This is a genomic window from Acinetobacter sp. F9 (assembly GCF_019195275.1).
GTDB lineage: Bacteria > Pseudomonadota > Gammaproteobacteria > Pseudomonadales > Moraxellaceae > Acinetobacter > Acinetobacter pseudolwoffii.
On the sequence record NZ_CP078068.1, the window covers coordinates 2,651,285 to 2,672,399 of the forward strand.

Annotated in this window: 22 protein-coding genes; 10 read left to right on the forward strand and 12 right to left on the reverse strand. The window is 42.7% G+C overall.

Annotated features, from left to right (window positions below; all coding sequences use genetic code 11):
* The first annotated feature begins 17 nt into the window (after positions 1-17).
* Both cydX and KT990_RS12630 read left to right on the forward strand, forming a co-directional pair.
* The gene (cydX, locus tag KT990_RS12625; RefSeq protein ID WP_004278713.1) at positions 18-119 is read left to right on the forward strand and encodes a cytochrome bd-I oxidase subunit CydX; all 102 of its coding nucleotides are present in this window, start codon (positions 18-20) and stop codon (positions 117-119) included.
* Between the two features lie 3 nt (positions 120-122).
* Positions 123-425 carry a cyd operon YbgE family protein gene (locus KT990_RS12630; RefSeq protein ID WP_005170606.1) on the forward strand — a complete coding sequence of 101 codons (303 nt, stop codon included), beginning with the start codon at positions 123-125 and terminating at the stop codon, positions 423-425.
* A 197-nt stretch (positions 426-622) separates the two neighbouring features.
* Here the strand turns inward: KT990_RS12630 and rodA are convergent, their stop codons facing one another.
* The 6 genes from rodA to KT990_RS12660 all read right to left on the reverse strand — a co-directional run bounded on the left by rodA (position 623) and on the right by KT990_RS12660 (position 6,834).
* The gene (gene rodA, locus KT990_RS12635; RefSeq protein WP_005170604.1) at positions 623-1,762 is read right to left on the reverse strand and encodes a rod shape-determining protein RodA; all 1,140 of its coding nucleotides are present in this window, start codon (positions 1,760-1,762) and stop codon (positions 623-625) included.
* Between the two features lie 111 nt (positions 1,763-1,873).
* Complete coding sequence (gene ispD / locus KT990_RS12640) at positions 1,874-2,587, reverse strand: 2-C-methyl-D-erythritol 4-phosphate cytidylyltransferase (protein ID WP_005097091.1); 714 nt, start codon at positions 2,585-2,587, stop codon at positions 1,874-1,876.
* Positions 2,556-2,948 carry a septum formation initiator family protein gene (locus KT990_RS12645; RefSeq protein WP_005097092.1) on the reverse strand — a complete coding sequence of 131 codons (393 nt, stop codon included), beginning with the start codon at positions 2,946-2,948 and terminating at the stop codon, positions 2,556-2,558. Before KT990_RS12645 ends, ispD begins: the two co-directional genes overlap by 32 nt.
* A gap of 7 nt (positions 2,949-2,955) precedes the next feature.
* Positions 2,956-4,245: a phosphopyruvate hydratase gene (eno, locus tag KT990_RS12650; RefSeq protein WP_005097093.1), complete on the reverse strand. Its 1,290-nt coding sequence runs from the start codon at positions 4,243-4,245 to the stop codon at positions 2,956-2,958.
* A gap of 59 nt (positions 4,246-4,304) precedes the next feature.
* A complete protein-coding gene (kdsA, locus tag KT990_RS12655; RefSeq protein WP_005106657.1) occupies positions 4,305-5,162 on the reverse strand; it encodes a 3-deoxy-8-phosphooctulonate synthase in 858 nt (285 codons plus the stop codon).
* Positions 5,163-5,193: 31 nt separating this feature from the next.
* Positions 5,194-6,834: a CTP synthase gene (locus tag KT990_RS12660; RefSeq protein ID WP_005097095.1), complete on the reverse strand. Its 1,641-nt coding sequence runs from the start codon at positions 6,832-6,834 to the stop codon at positions 5,194-5,196.
* 226 nt (positions 6,835-7,060) lie between these two features.
* On the opposite strand from KT990_RS12660, the gene KT990_RS12665 reads away from it, so the two are divergent.
* A complete protein-coding gene (locus tag KT990_RS12665; RefSeq protein ID WP_005097096.1) occupies positions 7,061-7,495 on the forward strand; it encodes a hypothetical protein in 435 nt (144 codons plus the stop codon).
* Positions 7,496-7,551: 56 nt separating this feature from the next.
* Here the strand turns inward: KT990_RS12665 and KT990_RS12670 are convergent, their stop codons facing one another.
* The 3 genes from KT990_RS12670 to KT990_RS12680 all read right to left on the reverse strand — a co-directional run bounded on the left by KT990_RS12670 (position 7,552) and on the right by KT990_RS12680 (position 11,315).
* Entirely contained in the window at positions 7,552-8,664 is a 1,113-nt protein-coding gene (locus tag KT990_RS12670; RefSeq protein ID WP_005097097.1) for a YheT family hydrolase, read from the reverse strand.
* A 69-nt stretch (positions 8,665-8,733) separates the two neighbouring features.
* Positions 8,734-9,144 (reverse strand): nuclear transport factor 2 family protein, encoded by a 411-nt coding sequence (locus KT990_RS12675; protein ID WP_005097098.1) that lies wholly within the window; start codon positions 9,142-9,144, stop codon positions 8,734-8,736.
* A gap of 146 nt (positions 9,145-9,290) precedes the next feature.
* Positions 9,291-11,315: an NADPH-dependent 2,4-dienoyl-CoA reductase gene (locus KT990_RS12680; protein WP_005097099.1), complete on the reverse strand. Its 2,025-nt coding sequence runs from the start codon at positions 11,313-11,315 to the stop codon at positions 9,291-9,293.
* A 164-nt stretch (positions 11,316-11,479) separates the two neighbouring features.
* On the opposite strand from KT990_RS12680, the gene KT990_RS12685 reads away from it, so the two are divergent.
* From KT990_RS12685 to KT990_RS12695, 3 genes are read left to right on the forward strand one after another with little or no spacing between them, the layout of a single operon-like run.
* Complete coding sequence (locus KT990_RS12685; protein ID WP_100329579.1) at positions 11,480-12,016, forward strand: PadR family transcriptional regulator; 537 nt, start codon at positions 11,480-11,482, stop codon at positions 12,014-12,016.
* A gap of 30 nt (positions 12,017-12,046) precedes the next feature.
* Positions 12,047-12,979, forward strand: coding sequence for an alpha/beta fold hydrolase (locus KT990_RS12690; protein WP_218208881.1), 933 nt, complete (start codon positions 12,047-12,049; stop codon positions 12,977-12,979).
* Positions 12,980-12,997: 18 nt separating this feature from the next.
* Positions 12,998-13,696, forward strand: coding sequence for an SIR2 family NAD-dependent protein deacylase (locus KT990_RS12695; protein ID WP_100357034.1), 699 nt, complete (start codon positions 12,998-13,000; stop codon positions 13,694-13,696).
* Between the two features lie 160 nt (positions 13,697-13,856).
* Here KT990_RS12695 and KT990_RS12700 read toward each other — a convergent pair whose 3' ends face one another.
* Entirely contained in the window at positions 13,857-14,765 is a 909-nt protein-coding gene (locus tag KT990_RS12700) for a polysaccharide deacetylase family protein (RefSeq protein ID WP_218208882.1), read from the reverse strand.
* Between the two features lie 312 nt (positions 14,766-15,077).
* On the opposite strand from KT990_RS12700, the gene KT990_RS12705 reads away from it, so the two are divergent.
* A complete protein-coding gene (locus KT990_RS12705) occupies positions 15,078-15,977 on the forward strand; it encodes a LysR substrate-binding domain-containing protein (protein ID WP_159138302.1) in 900 nt (299 codons plus the stop codon).
* 232 nt (positions 15,978-16,209) lie between these two features.
* On the opposite strand, the gene map is transcribed toward KT990_RS12705, so the two are convergent.
* Entirely contained in the window at positions 16,210-17,004 is a 795-nt protein-coding gene (gene map / locus KT990_RS12710) for a type I methionyl aminopeptidase (RefSeq protein ID WP_074383204.1), read from the reverse strand.
* A gap of 350 nt (positions 17,005-17,354) precedes the next feature.
* Between map and brnQ the strand changes: the two genes are divergently transcribed.
* Together brnQ and KT990_RS12720 are read left to right on the forward strand one after the other, a co-directional pair.
* Positions 17,355-18,641 (forward strand): branched-chain amino acid transport system II carrier protein, encoded by a 1,287-nt coding sequence (gene brnQ / locus KT990_RS12715; protein WP_100355332.1) that lies wholly within the window; start codon positions 17,355-17,357, stop codon positions 18,639-18,641.
* Positions 18,642-19,225: 584 nt separating this feature from the next.
* On the forward strand, positions 19,226-19,444 hold the full coding sequence (locus tag KT990_RS12720) for a hypothetical protein (protein ID WP_005097112.1): 219 nt from the start codon (positions 19,226-19,228) through the stop codon (positions 19,442-19,444).
* A gap of 82 nt (positions 19,445-19,526) precedes the next feature.
* On the opposite strand, the gene KT990_RS12725 is transcribed toward KT990_RS12720, so the two are convergent.
* Positions 19,527-19,985, reverse strand: a complete 459-nt coding sequence (locus tag KT990_RS12725) for a hypothetical protein (protein ID WP_005097113.1) — start codon at positions 19,983-19,985, stop codon at positions 19,527-19,529.
* Between the two features lie 117 nt (positions 19,986-20,102).
* Between KT990_RS12725 and KT990_RS12730 the strand changes: the two genes are divergently transcribed.
* Positions 20,103-20,966 carry an alpha/beta fold hydrolase gene (locus KT990_RS12730; RefSeq protein ID WP_218208883.1) on the forward strand — a complete coding sequence of 288 codons (864 nt, stop codon included), beginning with the start codon at positions 20,103-20,105 and terminating at the stop codon, positions 20,964-20,966.
* Positions 20,967-21,115 lie beyond the last annotated feature (149 nt).

Consider the following 21,115-nt stretch of genomic DNA (forward strand, 5'->3'; position numbering starts at 1 on the left):
ACTAAGGAGACAAAATTATGTGGTATTTTGCCTGGATTCTGGGTGTACTGATGGCGTGTTTTGCCAGTGTGATTGCCGCAATTTATATGGAACAACACCAAGACCTGGATGAGGAATAAAATATGACCGAAGCTGCGCTTGAGAAAACCGTTGTAGACAAGAAACCAAACAAATTTGCGATGATGATTTCCTGCCTGCTGGCTTTTCCTCTCGCCGCAGTGTTATTGGTTCATCCCTCTGCAATGCTGGATGCCAACGGTGAATATAGCCATAGTGCCATGATGTATATCATGATTGGTATTTCTGGAGGCTTTGTACATGGTGTCGGTTTCGTACCTCGCCACTGGTTCTGGAAATGGCTATTTAGTCCATTTTTGGCTTGGCCTTTGATGATCTGGGGCTATTACACCTGGTTCTTCAGTTAAGTTTTAAGACTAAGAAGCTCTCGATTGAGGGCTTCTTTATATCGTTTATCCATTTCTGCTTTTTGTTGTACGCTTATATCACTCTGCATTTGGAAGCAATTTCCACATTGAGCATGAATGTAATGAAGATGCTTTTCTTTACCCGCATGTCTTAACAATATTTGTAAAACCGGAACACATCCGACTTTTAGAATAATTTATCGATGGGTATGAATCGACATCACAATTCCCATACCTGCGAGCATAGAAATCACCGCCGTTCCGCCATAACTCATGAGCGGCAATGGGTCTCCAGTCACCGGCAAGATACCACTCACCATGCCCGAGTTTAAAAATACAAAGAAGAAAAAGGTCAGTCCAATAGCTCCGGCATATAAACGTCCAAAATTATGAAAACTGTTTAAGCCAATCATCAAACAACGAATAATAATCGCAGTAAATAAACTGAACAGCAGAAACACACCAATAAAACCGAATTCTTCGGCATAGGTCGACATAATAAAGTCGGTATGATGCTCGGGCAGATAACCCAAATGCGATTGGGTCCCCTCAGTATAGCCTTTGCCTGTGGAACCACCTGAACCAATCGCGATTTTGGACTGAATGATATTCCAGCCTGCACCCAATGCATCCGACTCCGGATCAAACATCGTGGTGATACGTTTCTTTTGATACTCTTGTAGTACGAACATCCATAAAACCGGTGCTGCTACAGCCAGTGCTGCGGCCGCACCAACAATCAGACGCCACGACATCCCACTTAAAAACAAGACAAAAACACCCGGAATCACCAAACCAATATTCAAGTCAGGTTGGAGTGCAACCAAAACAAATGGTATAGCCAGTAAAATTAATGCACCGACAATATGTACAAATTTGGGAGGAAATGGCTTACGTGCAAAATACCAGGCCATCATCAAAGGCATGGCAAATTTCATCACCTCACTCGGTTGCATACTCCCAATACCAGGCAAAGTAATCCAACGCGTTGCACCCAGGCGTTTTTCACCAATCACAAACACCAAGAGCAGCATGAATATGCCAAAGGCATACAGGTAGGGACTGATCGCCTGATAGACTTTCGGTGGAATCTGCGCACAGATAAACAGCAGCACAAAACCAATCCCGAAACTGATTGCCTGACGAACAACCATCCCGGAGTCTTCAGAGGTCGCGCTATACACCACCATCAAACCCAGGATTGCATTGAGAACCAGAAAGCACAACAACCAGGGATCAAGGTGCAACTTGGTCCACCGGGAGGAATCTTGCGGGTTAATACTACGTCCATCACGCAAAGAATGACGTAAAAACCGATACTGCTGTGAAGGTATCATTGGCCAAAAGGTGAAAAAGAATGATGGCAAAATTATAAGTGAAAGCTATAGGGAATAGATCGCTATAGCCAGATTTATTCTGCTTTTATTCAAATTTTATCGAATATATTTTTAAGCCTGAGCTTGTAAAATCAGCTTGGCCAGTTCCAGATCATCTGGATAGGTAATTTTAATATTATCGGAACGTCCTTGCACCACACTCACCTGCTCACCGATATGTTCCAGTGCGCTGGCTTCATCGGTAATGTTAGCACCATCCTGCAAAGCCTGTTCAATCGCCCGTTTTAATGTGCCCAGCTTGGCCATTTGCGGCGTTTGTGCCTGCCAGAGCATGGAGCGATCCACCGTTTCCTCAATATCAGAACCGGTGACTACACGCTTAAGTGTATCTCGTACCGGAATCGCCAGAATCGCAGCCCGATCCTGTGCAATTGCCGTATTGACCAACTGTTGAAGACAATCCAGACTGACACAAGGGCGTGCCGCATCATGCACCATGATCCAGTCATCTTCAGAGGCCATTGCAGATAAATAATTTAATGCATTCAGCACCGAATTCACTCGCTCTGCGCCGCCCAAACAAAAATGTGCTTTTTCCAGATCGGAAAATGGCAGAGTTTTTGCGACATTGTCCTGTGTACCAATCGCCAATACATAACCAGTCAAAGGCAATTGATTCAGACGTGCAACGGTATGTTCAAGAACAGTTCGTTGTTGAAGCGTCTGATATTGCTTGAGTTCTGTTTTAGAAAAACGGCTACCTGAACCTGCAGCAGGAAGAATGACCCATAATTTACGGGGTATTTGTTGGCTCAGGTGACTCATTGGTTCGCAGATCTACTTTAGAATTTGGATTAAGATAGATGGGTTTATATTGAGTACTGATCGTGCTCATTTGAATAAAAGTTTCACGTGGCTTAATCAGGCCAAGATCTAAACGCGCATGTTCTTCGATGGCTTCAATACCATTCTTTAAATCGTAGACTTCTGCCGCCAGAACGCGATTACGTTCTTTCAGCTCATCATTCAATTCCATTTGCTGCTGGATTTTCTGGGTCAGCTGCTGATGATCATGATAACCACCTTCACCAAACCAGTATAAATATTGAAACCCTGCGATCAAAATGATCGCAAGGCCCAACAGTACTTTACTCGCAGTCGAGTCGAATACATTTAACATTGACATAAGTCGCTTAGTTCAAACCTTTAAACTCAGCTTTACCGCGATATGCAGCATTAGTCAATTCTTCAATACGAAGTAACTGATTATATTTCGCTACACGGTCAGAACGGCAAAGTGAACCGGTTTTGATTTGACCTGCTGCTGTACCTACTGCAAGATCCGCAATGGTTGAATCTTCAGTTTCACCTGAACGGTGTGAAATCACAGTAGAGTAACCATTTTCTTTGGCAAGATAGATCGCATCTAAAGTTTCAGTCAAGGTACCGATCTGGTTATATTTGATCAGGATCGAGTTACCTACTTTTTCGTTGATACCACGTTGCAGGATTTTAGGATTCGTTACGAACAGGTCATCACCTACCAACTGGATCTTGTCGCCAAGAATCGAAGTCAGGTAAGACCAGCCTTCCCAATCCGACTCATCCAAACCATCTTCAATTGAAATAATTGGGTATTGGTTTACAAGGCCAGCCAAATAGTCAGAGAACTGGTTGCTGGTGAACGCTTTGTTGCCTTCGCCCGCAAGAATGTACTGACCATTTTTGTAGAATTCTGAAGATGCACAATCCAGCGCCAGCATAATGTCAGAACCTGCTTTGTAGCCAGTTTGACCAATTGCTTCAAGAATAACCGTGATTGCTTCTTCGTTAGAACGAAGGTTTGGTGCGAAACCACCTTCATCACCCACAGCAGTGTTTAAACCTTTTTTGTTTAATACTGATTTAAGTGAATGGAAAATTTCAGCACCGGCACGTAGCGCTTCAGAGAATGAAGTGAAGCCTACAGGTTCAATCATAAACTCTTGGATATCAACGTTGTTGTCTGCATGTGAACCACCATTGATGATGTTCATCATTGGTACAGGCATGGTCAAAATCGAGTTGTTGCGAAGGTCTGCAATATATTGAAAAAGAGGAATTTTCTTTTCATCAGCAGCAGCGCGTGCAGCAGCCAAAGATACAGCTAAAGTTGCGTTTGCACCCAGTTTTTCTTTGTTTTCAGTACCGTCTAAAGCAATCATCGTGTTATCGATGTCTTTTTGTTCGAATACAGATTTACCAAGCAAAGCATCACGGATTAAGGTGTTTACATTATTTACCGCAGTTTTAACACCTTTACCTAAGTAACGTGCTTTATCGCCATCACGAAGTTCTAAAGCTTCACGAGAACCAGTTGAAGCACCAGATGGTGCACATGCACGGCCAACTACGCCAGATGCTAAGATTACGTCTGCTTCGATGGTAGGGTTACCACGAGAGTCCAAAATTTCACGTGCACGAATGTCAACGATTTGGCTCATGAACTATTCCTCAGTTGATTAATATGAGCTGCCTTTAGGGCAGCGCAAGAGTGATAAACTCAGTGTGTATCTAACTTTTCGAAACCTTTGACCAAGGTATCCAATTCTTTTAGCTGTGCCAAGAAAGGCTCAAGTTGAGACATGCGCAATGCACATGGGCCATCACACTTGGCTTTCTCTGGATCAGGATGTGCTTCCAGGAACAAACCTGCAAGACCGGTTGCCATACCTGCACGCGCCAATGTGGTAATCTGGGCGCGGCGTCCGCCAGCAGAATCGGCACGGCCACCTGGAGTTTGCAAGGCATGCGTCACATCAAAGAACACAGGCACATTCATTTCTTTCATGATATCGAAGCCCAGCATGTCTACAACCAGATTGTTATAGCCAAATGCTGAACCACGCTCACAAATGATCAGTTTGTCATTTCCTGCTTCCAGACACTTATGCAAAATATGACGCATTTCGTGTGGTGCAAGGAATTGTGCTTTTTTGATGTTGATGATGGCATCGGTTTTTGCCATGGCTTCCACCAGATCCGTCTGACGACTCAAGAAAGCCGGCAGCTGGATAATGTCCGCCACTTCTGCAACAGGCGCCGCCTGGTACGGCTCGTGTACATCAGTGATGATTGGCACATTAAAGTGTTTTTTAATGTCAGCTAACCACTCGAGACCTTTGTCGAGGCCTGGGCCACGGAACGAGTTCAAGCTTGAACGGTTGGCTTTATCAAAGCTGGCCTTGAACACATAGGGAATACCCAAACGTGTACAAATATCGACATAAGTCTCAGCGATCTCAAAAGCCAAGTCTTTAGATTCAAGTACATTCATTCCGCCGAATAATACAAATGGCAAATGATTTGCCATTTGTATATCGCCCAAACGTACAATTTCTTGTGGTTTTAATTGCGACATTTAAACTTCCTAGTTGTGTCCTACACACCGATTATTGAGTTTTTTGGTACTGCTTTTTCGCAGCATCAATGAAACCGGCAAATAATGGATGACCTTCACGTGGTGAGCTGGTAAATTCCGGGTGGAATTGTACCGCAATAAACCAAGGATGTTGAGGAATTTCAACTGTTTCTACCAGATGCTGTACCGGTGAATAACCAGAAATCTTCATGCCTTTTTCTTCAAGCAATGGGATATAACGGTTGTTCATTTCGTAACGGTGACGGTGACGCTCAATGATTTCTTCAGAACCATAGATTTCAGCTGTTTTTGTGCCTGCAACCAGTTCAGATTTTTGAGCCCCTAGACGCATGGTGCCACCCAAATCAGAGTCAGCAGAACGTTGCTGAACTTCACCGCGCTCATCTAACCATTCAGTGATCAAGCCAATCAATGGAGATTTGGTCGAACGGTTAAATTCAGTCGACGTTGCATCGCTAATGCCCACAACATTACGTGCATATTCGATTACAGCCAACTGCATACCTAAGCAAATACCAAGGAAAGGTACACCGTTTTCACGTGCGAATTGAATCGCCTGCATTTTGCCTTCAGTACCACGTTCACCAAAACCACCTGGAACCAGAATCGCATCGGCATCTTTCAATACTTCGTTCACGTCCTGGCTTTCAAGTTCTTCTGCATTGACATAGTCAATTTGGACTTTAACGCGGTTTTTCACCCCGGCATGTAAAAGTGCTTCGTTCACAGATTTATACGCATCTGGAAGTTCTACATATTTACCGACCATCGCTACACGAACGGTGTATTCTGGGTTCAATAATGCTTCTACCACGTTATCCCAATCGGTTAAATCCGCTTCAGGAAGGTCGTTATAACCAAAACGTTCGCAGATTAAATCATCAACATTCTGTTCGTAGAAAGTACGTGGAATCTGATAGATCGAACGTGCATCTTTACATACCACAACGGCACGTGCTTCAACGTTGGTAAATAATGCAATTTTACGGATAGTATCTGCATCTACATCGTACTCGGTACGGCAGATGAGAATGTCTGGCTGAATACCAATCGACAGAAGTTCTTTAACAGAGTGCTGTGTTGGTTTGGTTTTTAATTCTGCTGCAGACTTAATGTATGGGAGTAACGTTAAGTGCATTAACATGGTACGTTTATGACCAAGTTCAACCATTAGCTGACGTACAGATTCCATGAATGGGAGAGATTCAATGTCACCTACTGTACCGCCGATCTCTACAATCGCAACATCATAGCCTTCGCCTGCACGCAGGACACGCTCTTTGATATTGTCAGTAATGTGTGGAATAACTTGCACAGTACCACCCAGATAGTCACCACGGCGTTCTTTGTTCAGAACATCTTGGTAAACACGACCTGATGTGAAGTTATTCAGTTTGGTCATTTTCGCACGACGCAAGAAACGTTCGTAGTAACCCAAATCTAAGTCTGTTTCAGCACCGTCTTCTGTAACAAAAACTTCACCATGTTGGAATGGGCTCATCGTCCCTGGATCGACATTAATGTATGGATCCATTTTTACCATGGTCACTTTTAAACCACGAGCTTCTAAAAGTGCAGCAACAGAAGCAGCTGAAATACCTTTACCTAGTGATGAAACTACACCACCAGTAACGAAAATAAAATGGGTCATTGGGTTTCTCGTACAATCGAGCCTAAATCGGCCTGCAATGTTGCGCAATTTTACTTTACCTTGTACCTAGAAAGCAAAGTCAATCCGCATCAATTCAAAGAACAATAAACAATTGACTATTCTAACAGCAATTCCAATAAAAAATTACTGTAAGTTCATATGATTTCTATCTTGTAATTTGCTGCTATAATAGTGTAATCCCCTCCACACTTTTCTGTTTGATGCAATGATGATGAAGAAATTTTTACTCTGTACCGTAATCCTGACTGGCCTGAGCTTGACTGCGTGTGTAAAAAAAGAAGCACCTAAAGAAGAAGAACAAGTTGAGGTTAATCCAGCACCTGAAGTTGTAACGCCTGAACCAGCACAATTTGAACCGCTTGAGCCGGTAGAAGAAGCGGTAATTGAAGAAGTTCCAGAGACAACTGTGGAAATTCAACGTGAACAGACAGCTAACACGACGACTGAAATTCGTCGTGAAGTGAAGAAGCCTGAACCTGTTGAAGCTACACCAGCTCCAACAAGAACGCCGTCAGAAAACAATCCAGCTCCAGAGCCTTCAAAACCTGCAGCAACGCCTAAATCAAACTCTGATTCAAACAAATCTGAAGAAGACGCTGTGGCTGATGCCATTGCAGCAGCGATGCCAGCGCTTGATTAATCAAGAGAATTCATCAAAAAAACCCAGCTTTTGCTGGGTTTTTTTATTACTCTTTTTTAAGCAGATGTCGGTGCAGAATTACGAGACAAGTGCATCAAATAGTCTGCCATTAATCGCGTAGCCCACGATTCTGTTTGCATCAGACCTTGATAAAATCCGCAATGACTGCCTTTTTTGGTGGTAATCACCATGATATTCGACATTGCCCGAATTTTTTCTTTATAAGGTTCCAGATTCTGGATATGACACACCGGATCATCTTCCGCATTTAAAATCATTAATGGAACTTTAATGTTTTCAAATACATAAATTGGATTCGTGGCCTTACTATAACTCTCATAGTCTGAAAAACCGGCCAGTTGATAATAACGCTGTTCAAACTCCGATAAGTCTTTTACCTCCAGCAATTGCTTCCAGGAAGGATAAATTTGCCAGGTTTCCTGATAAGGATGAATAAAGCGTTTGATTAGTTTTTTGGCCATGACTTTGCTATAAAACGGATGTACATGGGCAAATCCGGTTTCGGTGTTATAGCCTGGACATAAGGCAAAAGCCGCTTTTAACGGTGTTTGTGATCCCTCTTCTCCGAGATAACGCACCAGCAAGCCTGTACCCGCAGAAGATCCGACCCCATACAGCTCAGACTGAGGAAATCTATCCTGTATATACAGCAGTTGTTCACGTAGATCTTGGGTCGAGCCGAACAGGTTCATTTTAGCTACAGGCATGGGCAGGTCTGCATGCCCACGGCGCAAACACAAGGCCACTCGCCAACCGGTATGTTTATGCAGATCCTGTACCAGTTCACGCATCGACTCTGGAGAGCCGGTGATGGTATGTAATAAGACAATGGTCGGTGTATTTGCTGGCAAATCCAGCCCATACCAGGCAATACCGGTAATCCCGCCATCCGACATTTTTAGCTGTTCAAGTACATCATATTTAAGTTTAATCGTATGTTTTTTAATAAGATCCAAATATAGAATATGTGCGTGTGCATTGGCTAACCACGGCGTAGGACGATATTTTTGTTGCAGCTGCGGTAAGCGTTCAATGAGTCCTGAAAAAACACCATTTGGATGGTAATACAGGGTCGGTTCATCTGCGCCACTGAAGCGATCCAGATATTCACTGGACAGCTGACCCAATTTTTTAAGCAACATTTTCATCTGTCATCCTCTCTAGTTCGACTAGCTGTGATTTACAAACTTCATGCCGACTTGAATCAATAATTCGAATTAAGTTTTAACTTGGAATGACTGCATCCGTTGGCCCATTTGTACCGCTAAGGCTTCAAGTCCAGACTTAGGCCGGATCATCACTTCAAAATCAATGATCTGACCTTCTTCATTAAACTGAATCATGTCAACTCCCTTGAGTTTTTTATCGCTTACCTGAGCAGAAAACTCAAGTACGACATTGTTACCATCTTCACTTATAAATTCACGGTGATAAGTGAAGTTTTCAAAGACTTGGATCACATTGCTCAGAATAAAAAAGACCACCTGTTTGCCAGGATAAGGATGAAAAGCCACAGGTGAGCGAAATACAACATCCTCAGCAAGTAACTCATTCAAGATCGACATATCGCGGGTTGCTAACATCTCGTGCCAACGATCAATGGATTTTTTTGTAGTTTCGATGCTCATTTGAGGTTCCTTTTTTGTTTTGATATTTTAAATACAGAGCGCTCCCCCTTTATTAAAGGTGAGAAGTACTGCTTCACAAGGGAGATTCTTTCTTATAAATCCTCTCCTTTAATAAAGGAGAGGAAAAAAAGCAGGTTTTAATATTTTTAGATCACCGCTGCCAATTCAGCCCCCTGACGAATGGCACGTTTAGCATCTAACTCACCCGCTTCTTTGGCGCCACCAATCAGGTGTACACTTTTACCAGCAGATTTTAACTCATCAAACATGGCGGTATAAGATTCCTGACCAGCACAAATAATGACATTATCCACTTCCAACACCATTTGCTTATCATTGACGGTGATATGCAAGCCCTGATCATCAATCCTGTCATAGCTGGCACCCGCAATCATTTTCACGTCACGATGTTTAAGCCCTGTGCGGTGAATCCAGCCCGTGGTTTTACCCAGACTAGAACCCACAGAAGCAGCTTTTCGTTGCAATAAGTAAATTTCACGGGATGATTTTTCCAGAACTGGAGTTTTTAAACCACCGACCTGATCATATTTGGTATCGATGCCCCATTCATCATAGAATTTTTCTGGATTGATACTGCCACTTTCCCCTTCATGGCTCAGAAGTTCCGCGGTATCAAAACCAATACCCCCCGCACCAATAATCGCCACACGCTGTCCCACAGCTTTACGCTCTTTTAACACCTCGAGATAAGATAAGACTTTTGGATGATCAATCCCCGGAATATCCAGTTGACGCGGGGTTACCCCTGTTGCCACGACAATCTCATCAAATGCTGACGCTTCAAGTTCTGCAAAACTGGCAGTATGATTTAACTTTAACTTGATGCGTGGCTGCAACTCGATTTGACGTTTAAAGTAGCGCAAGGTTTCATAAAATTCTTCCTTGCCCGGAATGGTTTTGGCAATATTAAATTGTCCCCCAATCTGTGCAGCCGCATCAAATACCGTGACCTGATGACCACGATTCGCTGCATAGACTGCAAAACTTAAACCGGCAGGACCTGCCCCAATCACGGCAATATTTTTCGCTTCGCCAACGTCTTTGAAGATGAGTTCGGTTTCATAACAGGCCCGTGGATTGACCAGACAGGTGGCAATTTTCATCGAGAAAATATGATCCAGACAGGCCTGATTACAACCGATACACGTATTGATCTCATCGCTACGACCCTGTTCAGCTTTAAGCACAAACTCAGAGTCAGCCAGCATTGGACGCGCCATGGAAATCATATCGGCATCACCAGAAGCCAGTACATACTCAGCCATCTCAGGTGTATTGATGCGGTTAGAAGTAATGAGAGGAACTTTTACCAGACCTTTGAGCTTGCGGGTAACCCAGGTAAAGGCTGCACGAGGAACCTTGGTGGCAATTGTCGGAATACGTGCTTCATGCCAGCCGATGCCGGTATTGATAATCGTGGCACCGGCTTTTTCAATGGCTTTAGCCAGTTGTACCACTTCATCTAAAGTTGAGCCACCTTCCACCAGATCCAGCATAGACAGACGATAGATAATAATAAAGTTTTCACCGACCATTTCACGGGTACGGCGCACGATCTCGATCGGGAAACGAATGCGGTTTTCATAGCTGCCACCCCATTCATCATCACGATGATTGGTTCGCGCTGCAATAAACTCGTTAATCAAATAACCTTCCGACCCCATAATTTCTACGCCATCATAACCGGCATACTGTGCCAGCTTGGCACAATTGGCGAAGTCATCAATAGTTTGCTGAACCTCAGCTGAACTCAAGGCATGCGGCTTGACCGGGTTAATGGGTGCCTGAATCGGAGAGGGTGCAACATTTTCTGCCTGATAGGAATAACGGCCCGTGTGCAAAATTTGCAGGGCAATTTTCCCGCCTGCATCATGCACCGCTTGGGTAATCACTTTATGCTTTTCAGCTTCTTCGACACTGTCAAGCTTGGAGCCGCCCTGAAACGTCACCCCATGATCATTGGGTGAAATACCACCCGTCACGATTAAGGCCACGCCACCTTTGGCACGCTCTGCATAAAAAGCTGCCATCCGCTCATATCCGCCGGGTGCTTCTTCAAGCCCCACGTGCATTGACCCCATCAACACCCGGTTTTTGAGTGTGGTAAACCCTAAATCAAGCGGGGCAAGTAAATTCGGATATTTAGACATTTCAACTCCTTAGCGTGCTGATGTGCTGGCTATTTTTATTCAGCTGATCAGATATTGCATTTATCGATCAGAATTATGCAACTTGTTGCACTAATATATAAATCAGAATTGATTTTTATGCAACATGTTGCATAATAATCCCGAGTCATTTTTTTGAGACGTTTATGTCTTTATCGCATGTGCTACTGACCAGCCTGATTGAAAAACCCAGTACCGGAATAGAACTGGCGCGGCGCTTTGACCGCTCAATGGGATTCTTCTGGAATGCGACCCACCAGCAAATCTATCGAGAGCTAAATGCCATGTCAAAACAGGGCTGGATTTCAACACTCGAAGAAGAAGATGCACATTCACGTAAAAAAACCTATCAGGTTGAACTGCCCGGTCGTGAAGAATTGGCTCACTGGATGATACAGCAAAGTCCACCGGCACAGTTGCGCGAAGAATTGATGGTACGCTTACGTGCCGAAGCGCAGCTTGGTGGCAACAACACATTAGCGGAACTGGAACGGCATTTAGTCCTGCACAAAGAAAAACTCAACACCTATCAGCAAATTTTTGCCAAAGACTTTGCCCAAGCTGATGAAAATGATCGCACCCTGTATATTCATAAAATGATTTTACAACTCGGCATTGATCAAGAACTTGGCTGGATTCACTGGCTGGAAACCGTTATTCCGCGACTCAAACAGTTTAAATAAACTATCGGGATAAAAATAAGGAGAATATTCATGCCCTTTTATCGCATGCCAGACGGCGAACAGCTGTTTGTACGTGAATACGGTCAGGGTCAACCGGTTTTAGTGTTGTCTGGTCTGGGCATGTTGAGCTGGCAATGGGCGGCCTTTTTATATCCGCATAAAAACAGGTTTCGTTTTATTATTCCAGAATGGCGTGGTTTCGGTGCATCCAAAGACTGTAAAATTCCAGCAAATCTGGATGCAATTAACTGTCATTGGCAGGATGTGCGCTCAGTGGTAGATCAGCTCAAGTTCGATCGAGTCATAGTCATTGCCTACTCTATGGGGGCAACCACACTTATGCATGGTCTGCACTCTGATCATTTTTCTAAACGGATCACGGCTTATTTGCATATTGATCAGACACCCAAAATACCGGTAGATGATACTTGGGCTTTTGGTCTGTTTGGATCAAAACATGACGAATTTAGGGAGATTTTGCAGCAACTGTCTGTTCTCCTCGCTGCACATCCGCAAATTCAATTTATTCGCGATCTAGATCAAACGGTACGCCAACAGATTGGCGCATTGTGGCTGCGCTTTATCCAGCTGCAAAACAGTCATCCCTATAGTCTTAAAGTATTTGAGTTTTTACTGCATCAACCTCGCTTTCAAAGTTTATTACTGCCATCCAGCCGTATGGACTATATGGCGTGGTATATCAACAATTATCTGTATCATCGAGAAGATTACCGTGAAGCATTAACCAAACTTCAATGTCCGGTGACTTTCTTTAGCGGCGCGCAATCCCGGCTCTATCCTTTTGAAGGACAGAGCCTGATTGCAGAAAGCCTGCCTCAAGCCAAACAGGTGATTTTTAAAAAATCCGGTCATACGCCCTTGCTGACTGAACCGCTAAAATTTTCCAGAGAACTCGGTGTCTTCTTGAAAGAGAATTCACAATCGAGTACTTCGGCAGTTTAAATATTCAGGAGAAAAATAATGAAAAAACTGGTGGTCTTTTCAGGTGCGGGTATGAGCGCAGAAAGTGGCATCAATACCTTCCGTGACAGCGATGGTCTTTGGGAACAGTATCGGATTGAAGATGTCGCCACTCCGCAGGCCTGGGCCAGAGATCCGCAACTGGTACAGCGCTTTTACAATGCACGCCGAAAAAATATTCTGGAGGCAGAGCCAAATACTGCACATCTCCAGATTGCGCAACTGCAACAAGATTATGATGTGCATGTCATTACCCAGAATATCGATGATCTGCATGAACGTGCCGGCAGCAGCAAAGTGATTCATCTTCATGGCAATATCCGACTGGCCAAAACCTCAGGTCCAGATGCACAAAGTACGACCGAATTCTATCCGGTTGAAGAAACTGATTTAGATTTAAACAAGCACTTTTGCACAGCAGGTTATCCACTGCGTCCACACGTGGTCTGGTTTGGCGAAGCCGTTCCTGCCTATGCAGAAGCCCAAAATTGTGTACAAGATGCCGATATTTTTGTGGTGATTGGCACCAGTCTGCAAGTTTATCCAGTGGCGGGATTGATTCATGACATTCCGGTATCTTGCCAGGCCTATTATATTGACCCCAGAGCAGACCAACAACAATTGCCGGTACAATTTCACAAGATCACCCAAACGGCTACTGACGGTGTGCAACAGTTGATTCAGCTCCTAGAAAAATAATTTCATCACAAGACATATGCTGTGTCATGTTCGATGATGATTATTCAGGTATTTAGAAAACGTAGCGACACTTAATCATATTGGTTACAGCCTAAATACTATCTAACTCTTACTGTCTATAGCATACACCTCGTGATTTTCTAAAGTGAAATAGCCGTATCTAAGGCGCCACACTTAAACCAAATTTTTTCAAATTTGGATATTCATAGGGGGCATCTTCAGCTGGATAACGTAATGACTCGAGCCCATAAATTTGTGCAATATTCCATAAAATACTTTCACCCGCAGGTAGAGTTTGTGGCTGAATTTTATAAATTGAATCCTGATAAGCGCTATCACTATCAACAAATTTCCAGCCCTGTTGCTTAAACAAATCAATAATGTCTTCTAGCCAAGCCGCATTAATGGCTCTTACATGAAGTAAAAGCACATGCTTGGGGGAACGTCCTAATGTTTGTTGTGCTAAATTATCGTAATACTGTGCTCGATCAAGCAAATGAAACAGATAGGCTTGTTTTAATTTATTCAGGTTTTCTTGATCTTGTGCTTGCTGATACTGCAAAAACAGTTGATTGTAATACCAATCACTCGCATCGATGCTAACAGTTCCCGATTGATAATGATGGGTTATCAGCCATTGTCGTACTCCTTCCCTTTTTTCTAGCGTATTTCCCTCTTTAAGAAATGGAAATCGGTAACGTGGTACAAATCCGGGTAATGTAGAAAATATTTGATGTCCTTGCTCTATGTCTTTTAAATAATTTTTCAAGCTAATGTCATCTTTATTTAGGTTAAGATGTAAATTTCCATGATTGCCTATTCGATGCCCCTGTTTCCCCCACTCTGAAATCATCTGCAACCCTTTTTCTGTGCCAATTTTACTGACGCTTGGATAGACAATAGCCAAAATTCGCTTTTGTTTTAGGGTATTTAGAATGTCATTATTGATATGACAAGCATCTGGGTTATTGGCTGGGTCTAGTCCATCATCGAAACTGAGGGCGATCTGTTGAGCAAAAGCCACATGAGAAACACAGAGACATAGGCTTAAGACAATTTTTTTAATCATAAATGAGTGCTAGAGCTTAGAAAATAAATACCTTTTAACCTAGCATAATTATTCAAACTGAATGAACTTTACATCGACGGCTAATACGAAATTTATTTATTATCTAAGCTTATATATTGAATGGCAATTTTTTTAATGAATCACCACTTAGCTGTGGTGTAATGAGATTCCAGACATTATAAATGAGCGCCTATGTATCACATTATCGAGTGTGTTGGCTTTTAAATTTTAGTAACTTCAATATTTTTTTAATTGACAGAACGTAACAATCAATTTTTAATCAGCAGATTGTTGCATAAATGGAATTTTGGAATGCTGACTGATCTTGATGATTTTTACTGCTTTGCACAGGTGGTGGAACATGGCGGCTTTAGCGCAGCCGAACGTGCAACAGACATCCCTAAATCCAAGCTTAGCCGTCGTGTCCATAACTTGGAAGAACGTCTAGGTGTCCGCCTGATTCAACGCAGCTCGCGTCATTTTGCGGTCACCGATATTGGCATGAACGTTTACCGCCATGCACAAGTCATGTTAAATGCAGCACAGGCAGCACATGATCTGGTCGATCATCTTAGTACCGAACCGCGTGGTACGATTAAAGTCAGTTTGCCGGTTTTAATTGCCCAGAATGAAATCGCCAAAATCCTGCCAAACTTCCTCAAGCAATATCCAGAAATTAAAGTTCAGATGATGATCACCAATCGCCGGGTCGATATCATTAATGAAGGCTGTGATCTGGCACTGCGGGTACGCTCCAGTCTGGATGACGATCCGAATCTGGTCATCCGTCAGTTTGAAAAAATTGAACAGCATCTGTTTGCAAGTCAAGGTTATCTCAATCAGTTTGGTGAGCTAAAAACCCCCGAGCAACTGGCTGAACATAAGATTCTGACTATGGCAGAAGATCATACCGAACAATTTCTGACCTTACAAAACGAGCAGCAGGAACAAAAGAAAATTCGGGTCAGTCCAACTGTATTGGGTTCAGACCTCAATATGTTGGCGCAACTTGCGGCTTCAAGCTGCGGGGTGACCTTATTGCCAGATAACGTGGTAGAGCAGTATGTGGCACGTGGCGAACTGGTACGGGTTTTACCTGACTGGAAAGCACCGCATGGTATTTTTCATGCGGTTTATCCCTCACGTCGCGGTCTGCTGCCTGCAGTCCGGGTATTTATTGACTATCTGGTCGCAGAATTAAACCATAGCTAATAAAAATATGGACAAAAAAATAGCTCATTCTTGGGGAAAAATGAGCTAGAGAAACAGGTCACTACAGCACAGTGAATAAAAAAGGAAACGTTGTAACTGATTCTCAGTCTAACCAGACTTCTATTTTCAAACCATTGTTTTGCTGTAGTGTTTTGTATATTTTCGTCAGCAAAAACGATGAACTTGTAAATTTGGCAAGTCAAAAGTTTTTAACAGAAATCCCGTCAAAATTTTAAATTTCCGGATAATCACCCGTGCCTTCAGGCCATGGAGAGAGTAATTCAAATCCGGTTTCGGTCACATAAACCATATGTTCCCATTGTGCAGACCACGATTTATCCGTGGTAACCACAGTCCAGCCATCTTTTAGTTCTTTGACACGGGCTTTACCCATATTTACCATCGGCTCAATGGTAAAGACCATACCCGGCACCAGCTTGATGCCTTGACCCGGCTGTCCATAATGCAGAATATTCGGTTGTTCGTGATAAACCTTGCCGATGCCATGACCGCAATACTCACGCACAATCGAATAGCCTTCACGCTGTGCAACGGTTTGAATTGCATAACCAATATCGCCTAAGGTAGCTCCCGGCTTCACTGCATGAATCCCGGCCAGCATCGCTGCATAGGTGGTATTGACCAGACGTCTGGCTTCTGGAGATGGCGTTCCCACATAATACATCCGGCTGGTATCACCGAAATAACCATCTTTGATGATCGCCACATCAATATTGATAATATCACCATCCTGCAACACGGTTTTTGAGGATGGAATACCGTGACAGACTACTTCATTCGGCGAAATGCAGGTGGTCTTGGTATAACCATAATAGCCAATATTGGCCGGTGTTACTTTTAGAGTATTGATAATAAAATCATGACAGAGATCATCCAGATATTCGGTCGTGACACCTGGCTTGACATGCTCCCCGATCATCGCTAAAACTTCTGCGGCCAAACGCCCAGATATCCGCAATTTTTCTACATCTTGCTCAGTTTTAAGACTAATCGCTGGAGCTCGCATATATCTATCCTCACTATGAATATCTGAATTATAGTCCCTTTTTTATTACATATGTCACAGTTAGTAGATTTCATCACCGCAATTTTTCTGGAAATCAGAATTTCAACTGTTGCTTATTCATACAAACAATAATTTGAGAATTTTAAAGAAAATTCAGATCAATCCATATAGTGGGCTTAGATCATCTATTTTTTAGCTGATTATCAATCAGATATTTCTACCAAAATTTGAATGAATGGTTATCTGAGCAGCAAAATCAATAGATTCAAGGCCTGTCGCCTTAAAATAAACTCCAAAAAGCTGGACATATACACTAAAATCGCTTTCTTTTGGTCGATTGATCTCCCTTTATGACAAGTCTGCGTACCCGGGATATTGTCGCCCTAGGTTTTATGACCTTTGCACTGTTTATTGGTGCGGGCAACATTATCTTCCCTCCGATTGTGGCTCAACAAGCCGGTGAACATGTATGGCTCGCTGCTTTAGGTTTCCTTATTACTGCAGTCGGCTTACCTGTAATCACCATTATTGCGTTGTCGCGTGTTGAAGGTTCTATTCAGGCACTCAGTTCCCCACTTGGTAAAGCAGCCAGTATTTTACTGACTGTGGTGTGTTACTTAGCTGTTGGCCCTTTATTTGCAACACCGCGTACTGCAACCGTTTCTTATGAAATTGGTTTTTCTTCTTACTTTGGTGATGAATCGAGCAGCCTGCTCATGTACAGCATCATCTATTTTTCTATAGTCACTGTGGTGTCTTTATATCCAAACAAGATTCTGGATACAGTTGGCTATTTCCTGTCACCGCTTAAAATTATTTCTTTGATCATTTTGGGTGTGGCAGCCGTAATGATTCCTGCCAGCAATCCACCGGCAGCGATCAATAATTACGTTACCAGTCCGGTGACTGAAGGCATCGTCAATGGTTATTTGACCATGGACACTTTAGGTGCTTTGGTTTTCGGGATCGTGATTGTAAAAGCGATTACTTCACGTGGTGTAACCGATAAAAAACTGATTACCAAATATGCGGTGAATGCCGGCATTATTTCCGGTATCGGTTTAACACTGGTGTATTTAAGTCTGTTTAAACTCGGACTCGGTAGCCACGAAATTGCACCGAATGCAGCCAATGGTGCCATTATCCTGCATGCCTATGTACAACATGCCTTTGGTGATATGGGTGCTTATTTCCTGTCTGGCATGATTTTTATTGCCTGTATGGTGACTGCGATTGGCCTGACCTGCGCCTGTGCCGAATATTTCTCCAGTTTGACTAAAATCCCATACAAGATTTTTGTATTTATTCTGGTCGGTTTCTCACTGATTATTTCAAATCTGGGTTTAACCAAACTGATTGCCGTTTCGGTGCCCGTATTGAGCGCGATTTATCCACCTGCAATTAATGTGATTTTATTGAGCTTCTGCGCTAGCTTCTTCAAAAAACCGTCTCATGTGATTGCACCAGTGACGCTAGTGGCCTTTATCTTCGGTATTTTTGATGGAATAAAAGTTGCTGGTTTTGAATTGCCTGCCGTACTACAAAATTTGCCGCTCTCAGAACAGAATCTGGCCTGGTTTATTCCATCCATGATTGTATTGCTGATTGCAGCTGTGATTGATCGTATTAGAAACTAATCTTTCTAGGCTGTCTGATAAAGATCGTATTTTTACCCAAAATCCGGTTTTAGCGTGATCAATAATTGTCAGGTTTTACCCAAACGGACTTTTATTGTTTCTTACAGACAATATCAAATCATCGCTGTGTGTCTATTTACTCGTGCTTTTTCCAGAAAATGTGATTCATAATTAGGCTCGAATGATCCTATTTTTAATATAAATATAAATAATTTTTTGAATTTTAGCTTTTAGATACATGTTGTTGCTGACTTAAACCATCTTGCCCCCTGACTTATACACAGTCTTACATTCTATTGATTAACACTACATATCTTTGGCGTAGAATTTGCATTTTCTATCTGCTCACATCAAACAATTGCTAGCTATTGTTTTCATGACGATATGGAGGTGTAATCTGAATATATAATGCTTTACTAATCAATTGATTATGTATTTTTACGACTAAAGAAGGCCATTTTGACCCTGAAAGTGCAGCCCGATGGTTGCAAAGGCTGATATTAAACAGTACAACTGTATGTTCAATTCTGACTAACTTAATCTGCTTTAGTCTTCAATAACATAAATAAATGGGAGGGATGGAGATGTTATCATTACATTTCAACAAGCAAGTCTTCATTGACGCTCTTAAAGCCAACGACACCAATCTGGTGACATTTATATGCACCACTTTTGCACTTATGCTGACTTTAACCGTCCATTGCTTAATTCAAGGTAATTTAAAACTTGAATACTTTGGTTATGCGCTGATCGTCTCAGCTGCTTTCTTCCTATGGGCTGCCATAGACCAGAAATACCGATAATCAAATTTTAAATTAGCCCAGATGGATGATGTGGCCAGTCATCCATCTGGTAAAAAAACCAAAATATTACTTTTAAGAATAATTAAAATAGCCCACCAAATGCGCCATAGAGTAAAATCCCCGTTCCTCCAAGTTCTGCAATAATTAATCCCAGCATTGCCAAGCTCATCAGACTGCCAGGTAGATGAAACCGACCCAGTTGATGCGGTTGCTTAAACTGATTGGTGGTATCTTGCAGGAAACCATGCAGCATATAAGCTGCAATCGAAAAACTAAAAAATACGATATTCACCAGTACGCAGATCAAATTCATGGCACTGGATAAATCGGAATAATATGCCAGAACTGCCAGAATTAGCGTCGCTGGTGCATATAGCAGACTGCTACGATGGGCAATATCGACATAATAATGTGCGCGTGACTGTGGTGATTGACGGATCTGCCAATACTTCCAGACCCCGGTAAACATCCCAATCCACAAGAATATTCCACTAAAAATAATGGCGATTTTAACGGCCAGTGCAAGTTCCATTGATAGCATAAGCTCATTCCATATCTATTATTTTACTGACTTTTAAGTCATGCTTTGCGCAAGCATCCCTTCAAAAACTCTATAAAGTTAAAGCTTCATCAGGAAGCTAAAATCATAGTGTATCGTATGTCTGAATTTGAAACATTGACTCTACAGTGCCAGGATGGCTATCACTTAAGTGCACGCTTTTATGCGGCTTCTTCAGAATCTGAAAAACGTCCGGTATTGGTCTGTCCTGCCACAGGTATTACCCAACAGTTTTATCATCATTTCTGCATCTGGTTGCAAGCTCAGGGCTATGCGGTACTGGTCTTTGACTTTCGGGGAATTGGTGAGTCACTCGCAGGCCCTTTAAAACAGTCCAAAGCCAGCATTGTGCAATGGGGTCAACTGGATATTCCCGCCGCGATTGATGCTTTATTAGCACGTACTCATGCAGAAAAAGTGATTTTGCTGGGGCATAGTGCTGGTGGTCAGCTTCTGGGGATCGTACCGAATTATGACAAAGTTGCAAAAGTGGTGGCTGTTGCTGGCTCAACCGGACATGTCAAAGGACTTAAAGGTAAAACCAAACTGCTGGCGCCGGTCATGTTCAATCTCATTTTCCCACTGGCCCGTATGAGCAAAGGATATGCTCCGACTCAAGCCATTGGCATGGGCGAAAATCTGCCTAAAGATGTGGCGCGTGAATGGGCACAGTTCTGTAGCAAACCGGGCTATGTCATGAATGCAATGGGTAAAACCATATTGCCACGCTCAGATTTTCATGCTCAAATCACCTGCCCGATTATTTCGATCTGGTCATCGGATGATGAAATTGCAACAGAAGCAAATGTAAAAGATTTACTGCGTTTATACCCCAATGCAGATACTCAGATGATTAAGCTTCAACCTAAAAGATATGCGCATAAAGCCATTGGCCATATGCTGATGTTTAAAAAATCACATGAGAATTTATGGCCGGTGATTGAACAACAATTGACGGTTTAAATCAGATTTAGATGGTTATTTGCAAGCTGCTATGTTCTAATACACTCAGTTTGAGATGAGCCTCTTACAGTATATGGGCTTGACCTATATACGACTAGCCCCTAACCATGGGGCTTTTTAATGTCTAAATAAAATAAAAACCATCTATC

What these genes read in the sequence shown, in the direction of transcription:
- KT990_RS12705 (WP_159138302.1), top strand. Translation starts at nt 15,078, where the DNA reads ATGCTGACTGATCTTGATGATTTTTACTGCTTTGCACAGGTGGTGGAA.
- KT990_RS12720 (WP_005097112.1), top strand. Translation starts at nt 19,226, where the DNA reads ATGTTATCATTACATTTCAACAAGCAAGTCTTCATTGACGCTCTTAAA.
- rodA (WP_005170604.1), bottom strand. Translation starts at nt 1,762, where the DNA reads ATGATACCTTCACAGCAGTATCGGTTTTTACGTCATTCTTTGCGTGAT.
- KT990_RS12630 (WP_005170606.1), top strand. Translation starts at nt 123, where the DNA reads ATGACCGAAGCTGCGCTTGAGAAAACCGTTGTAGACAAGAAACCAAAC.
- KT990_RS12665 (WP_005097096.1), top strand. Translation starts at nt 7,061, where the DNA reads ATGATGATGAAGAAATTTTTACTCTGTACCGTAATCCTGACTGGCCTG.
- KT990_RS12645 (WP_005097092.1), bottom strand. Translation starts at nt 2,948, where the DNA reads ATGTCAATGTTAAATGTATTCGACTCGACTGCGAGTAAAGTACTGTTG.
- KT990_RS12685 (WP_100329579.1), top strand. Translation starts at nt 11,480, where the DNA reads ATGTCTTTATCGCATGTGCTACTGACCAGCCTGATTGAAAAACCCAGT.
- KT990_RS12695 (WP_100357034.1), top strand. Translation starts at nt 12,998, where the DNA reads ATGAAAAAACTGGTGGTCTTTTCAGGTGCGGGTATGAGCGCAGAAAGT.
- ispD (WP_005097091.1), bottom strand. Translation starts at nt 2,587, where the DNA reads ATGAGTCACCTGAGCCAACAAATACCCCGTAAATTATGGGTCATTCTT.
- kdsA (WP_005106657.1), bottom strand. Translation starts at nt 5,162, where the DNA reads ATGTCGCAATTAAAACCACAAGAAATTGTACGTTTGGGCGATATACAA.
- cydX (WP_004278713.1), top strand. Translation starts at nt 18, where the DNA reads ATGTGGTATTTTGCCTGGATTCTGGGTGTACTGATGGCGTGTTTTGCC.
- KT990_RS12725 (WP_005097113.1), bottom strand. Translation starts at nt 19,985, where the DNA reads ATGCTATCAATGGAACTTGCACTGGCCGTTAAAATCGCCATTATTTTT.
- eno (WP_005097093.1), bottom strand. Translation starts at nt 4,245, where the DNA reads ATGAGCCAAATCGTTGACATTCGTGCACGTGAAATTTTGGACTCTCGT.
- KT990_RS12730 (WP_218208883.1), top strand. Translation starts at nt 20,103, where the DNA reads ATGTCTGAATTTGAAACATTGACTCTACAGTGCCAGGATGGCTATCAC.
- brnQ (WP_100355332.1), top strand. Translation starts at nt 17,355, where the DNA reads ATGACAAGTCTGCGTACCCGGGATATTGTCGCCCTAGGTTTTATGACC.
- KT990_RS12675 (WP_005097098.1), bottom strand. Translation starts at nt 9,144, where the DNA reads ATGAGCATCGAAACTACAAAAAAATCCATTGATCGTTGGCACGAGATG.
- KT990_RS12670 (WP_005097097.1), bottom strand. Translation starts at nt 8,664, where the DNA reads ATGAAAATGTTGCTTAAAAAATTGGGTCAGCTGTCCAGTGAATATCTG.
- KT990_RS12700 (WP_218208882.1), bottom strand. Translation starts at nt 14,765, where the DNA reads ATGATTAAAAAAATTGTCTTAAGCCTATGTCTCTGTGTTTCTCATGTG.
- KT990_RS12690 (WP_218208881.1), top strand. Translation starts at nt 12,047, where the DNA reads ATGCCCTTTTATCGCATGCCAGACGGCGAACAGCTGTTTGTACGTGAA.
- map (WP_074383204.1), bottom strand. Translation starts at nt 17,004, where the DNA reads ATGCGAGCTCCAGCGATTAGTCTTAAAACTGAGCAAGATGTAGAAAAA.
- KT990_RS12680 (WP_005097099.1), bottom strand. Translation starts at nt 11,315, where the DNA reads ATGTCTAAATATCCGAATTTACTTGCCCCGCTTGATTTAGGGTTTACC.
- KT990_RS12660 (WP_005097095.1), bottom strand. Translation starts at nt 6,834, where the DNA reads ATGACCCATTTTATTTTCGTTACTGGTGGTGTAGTTTCATCACTAGGT.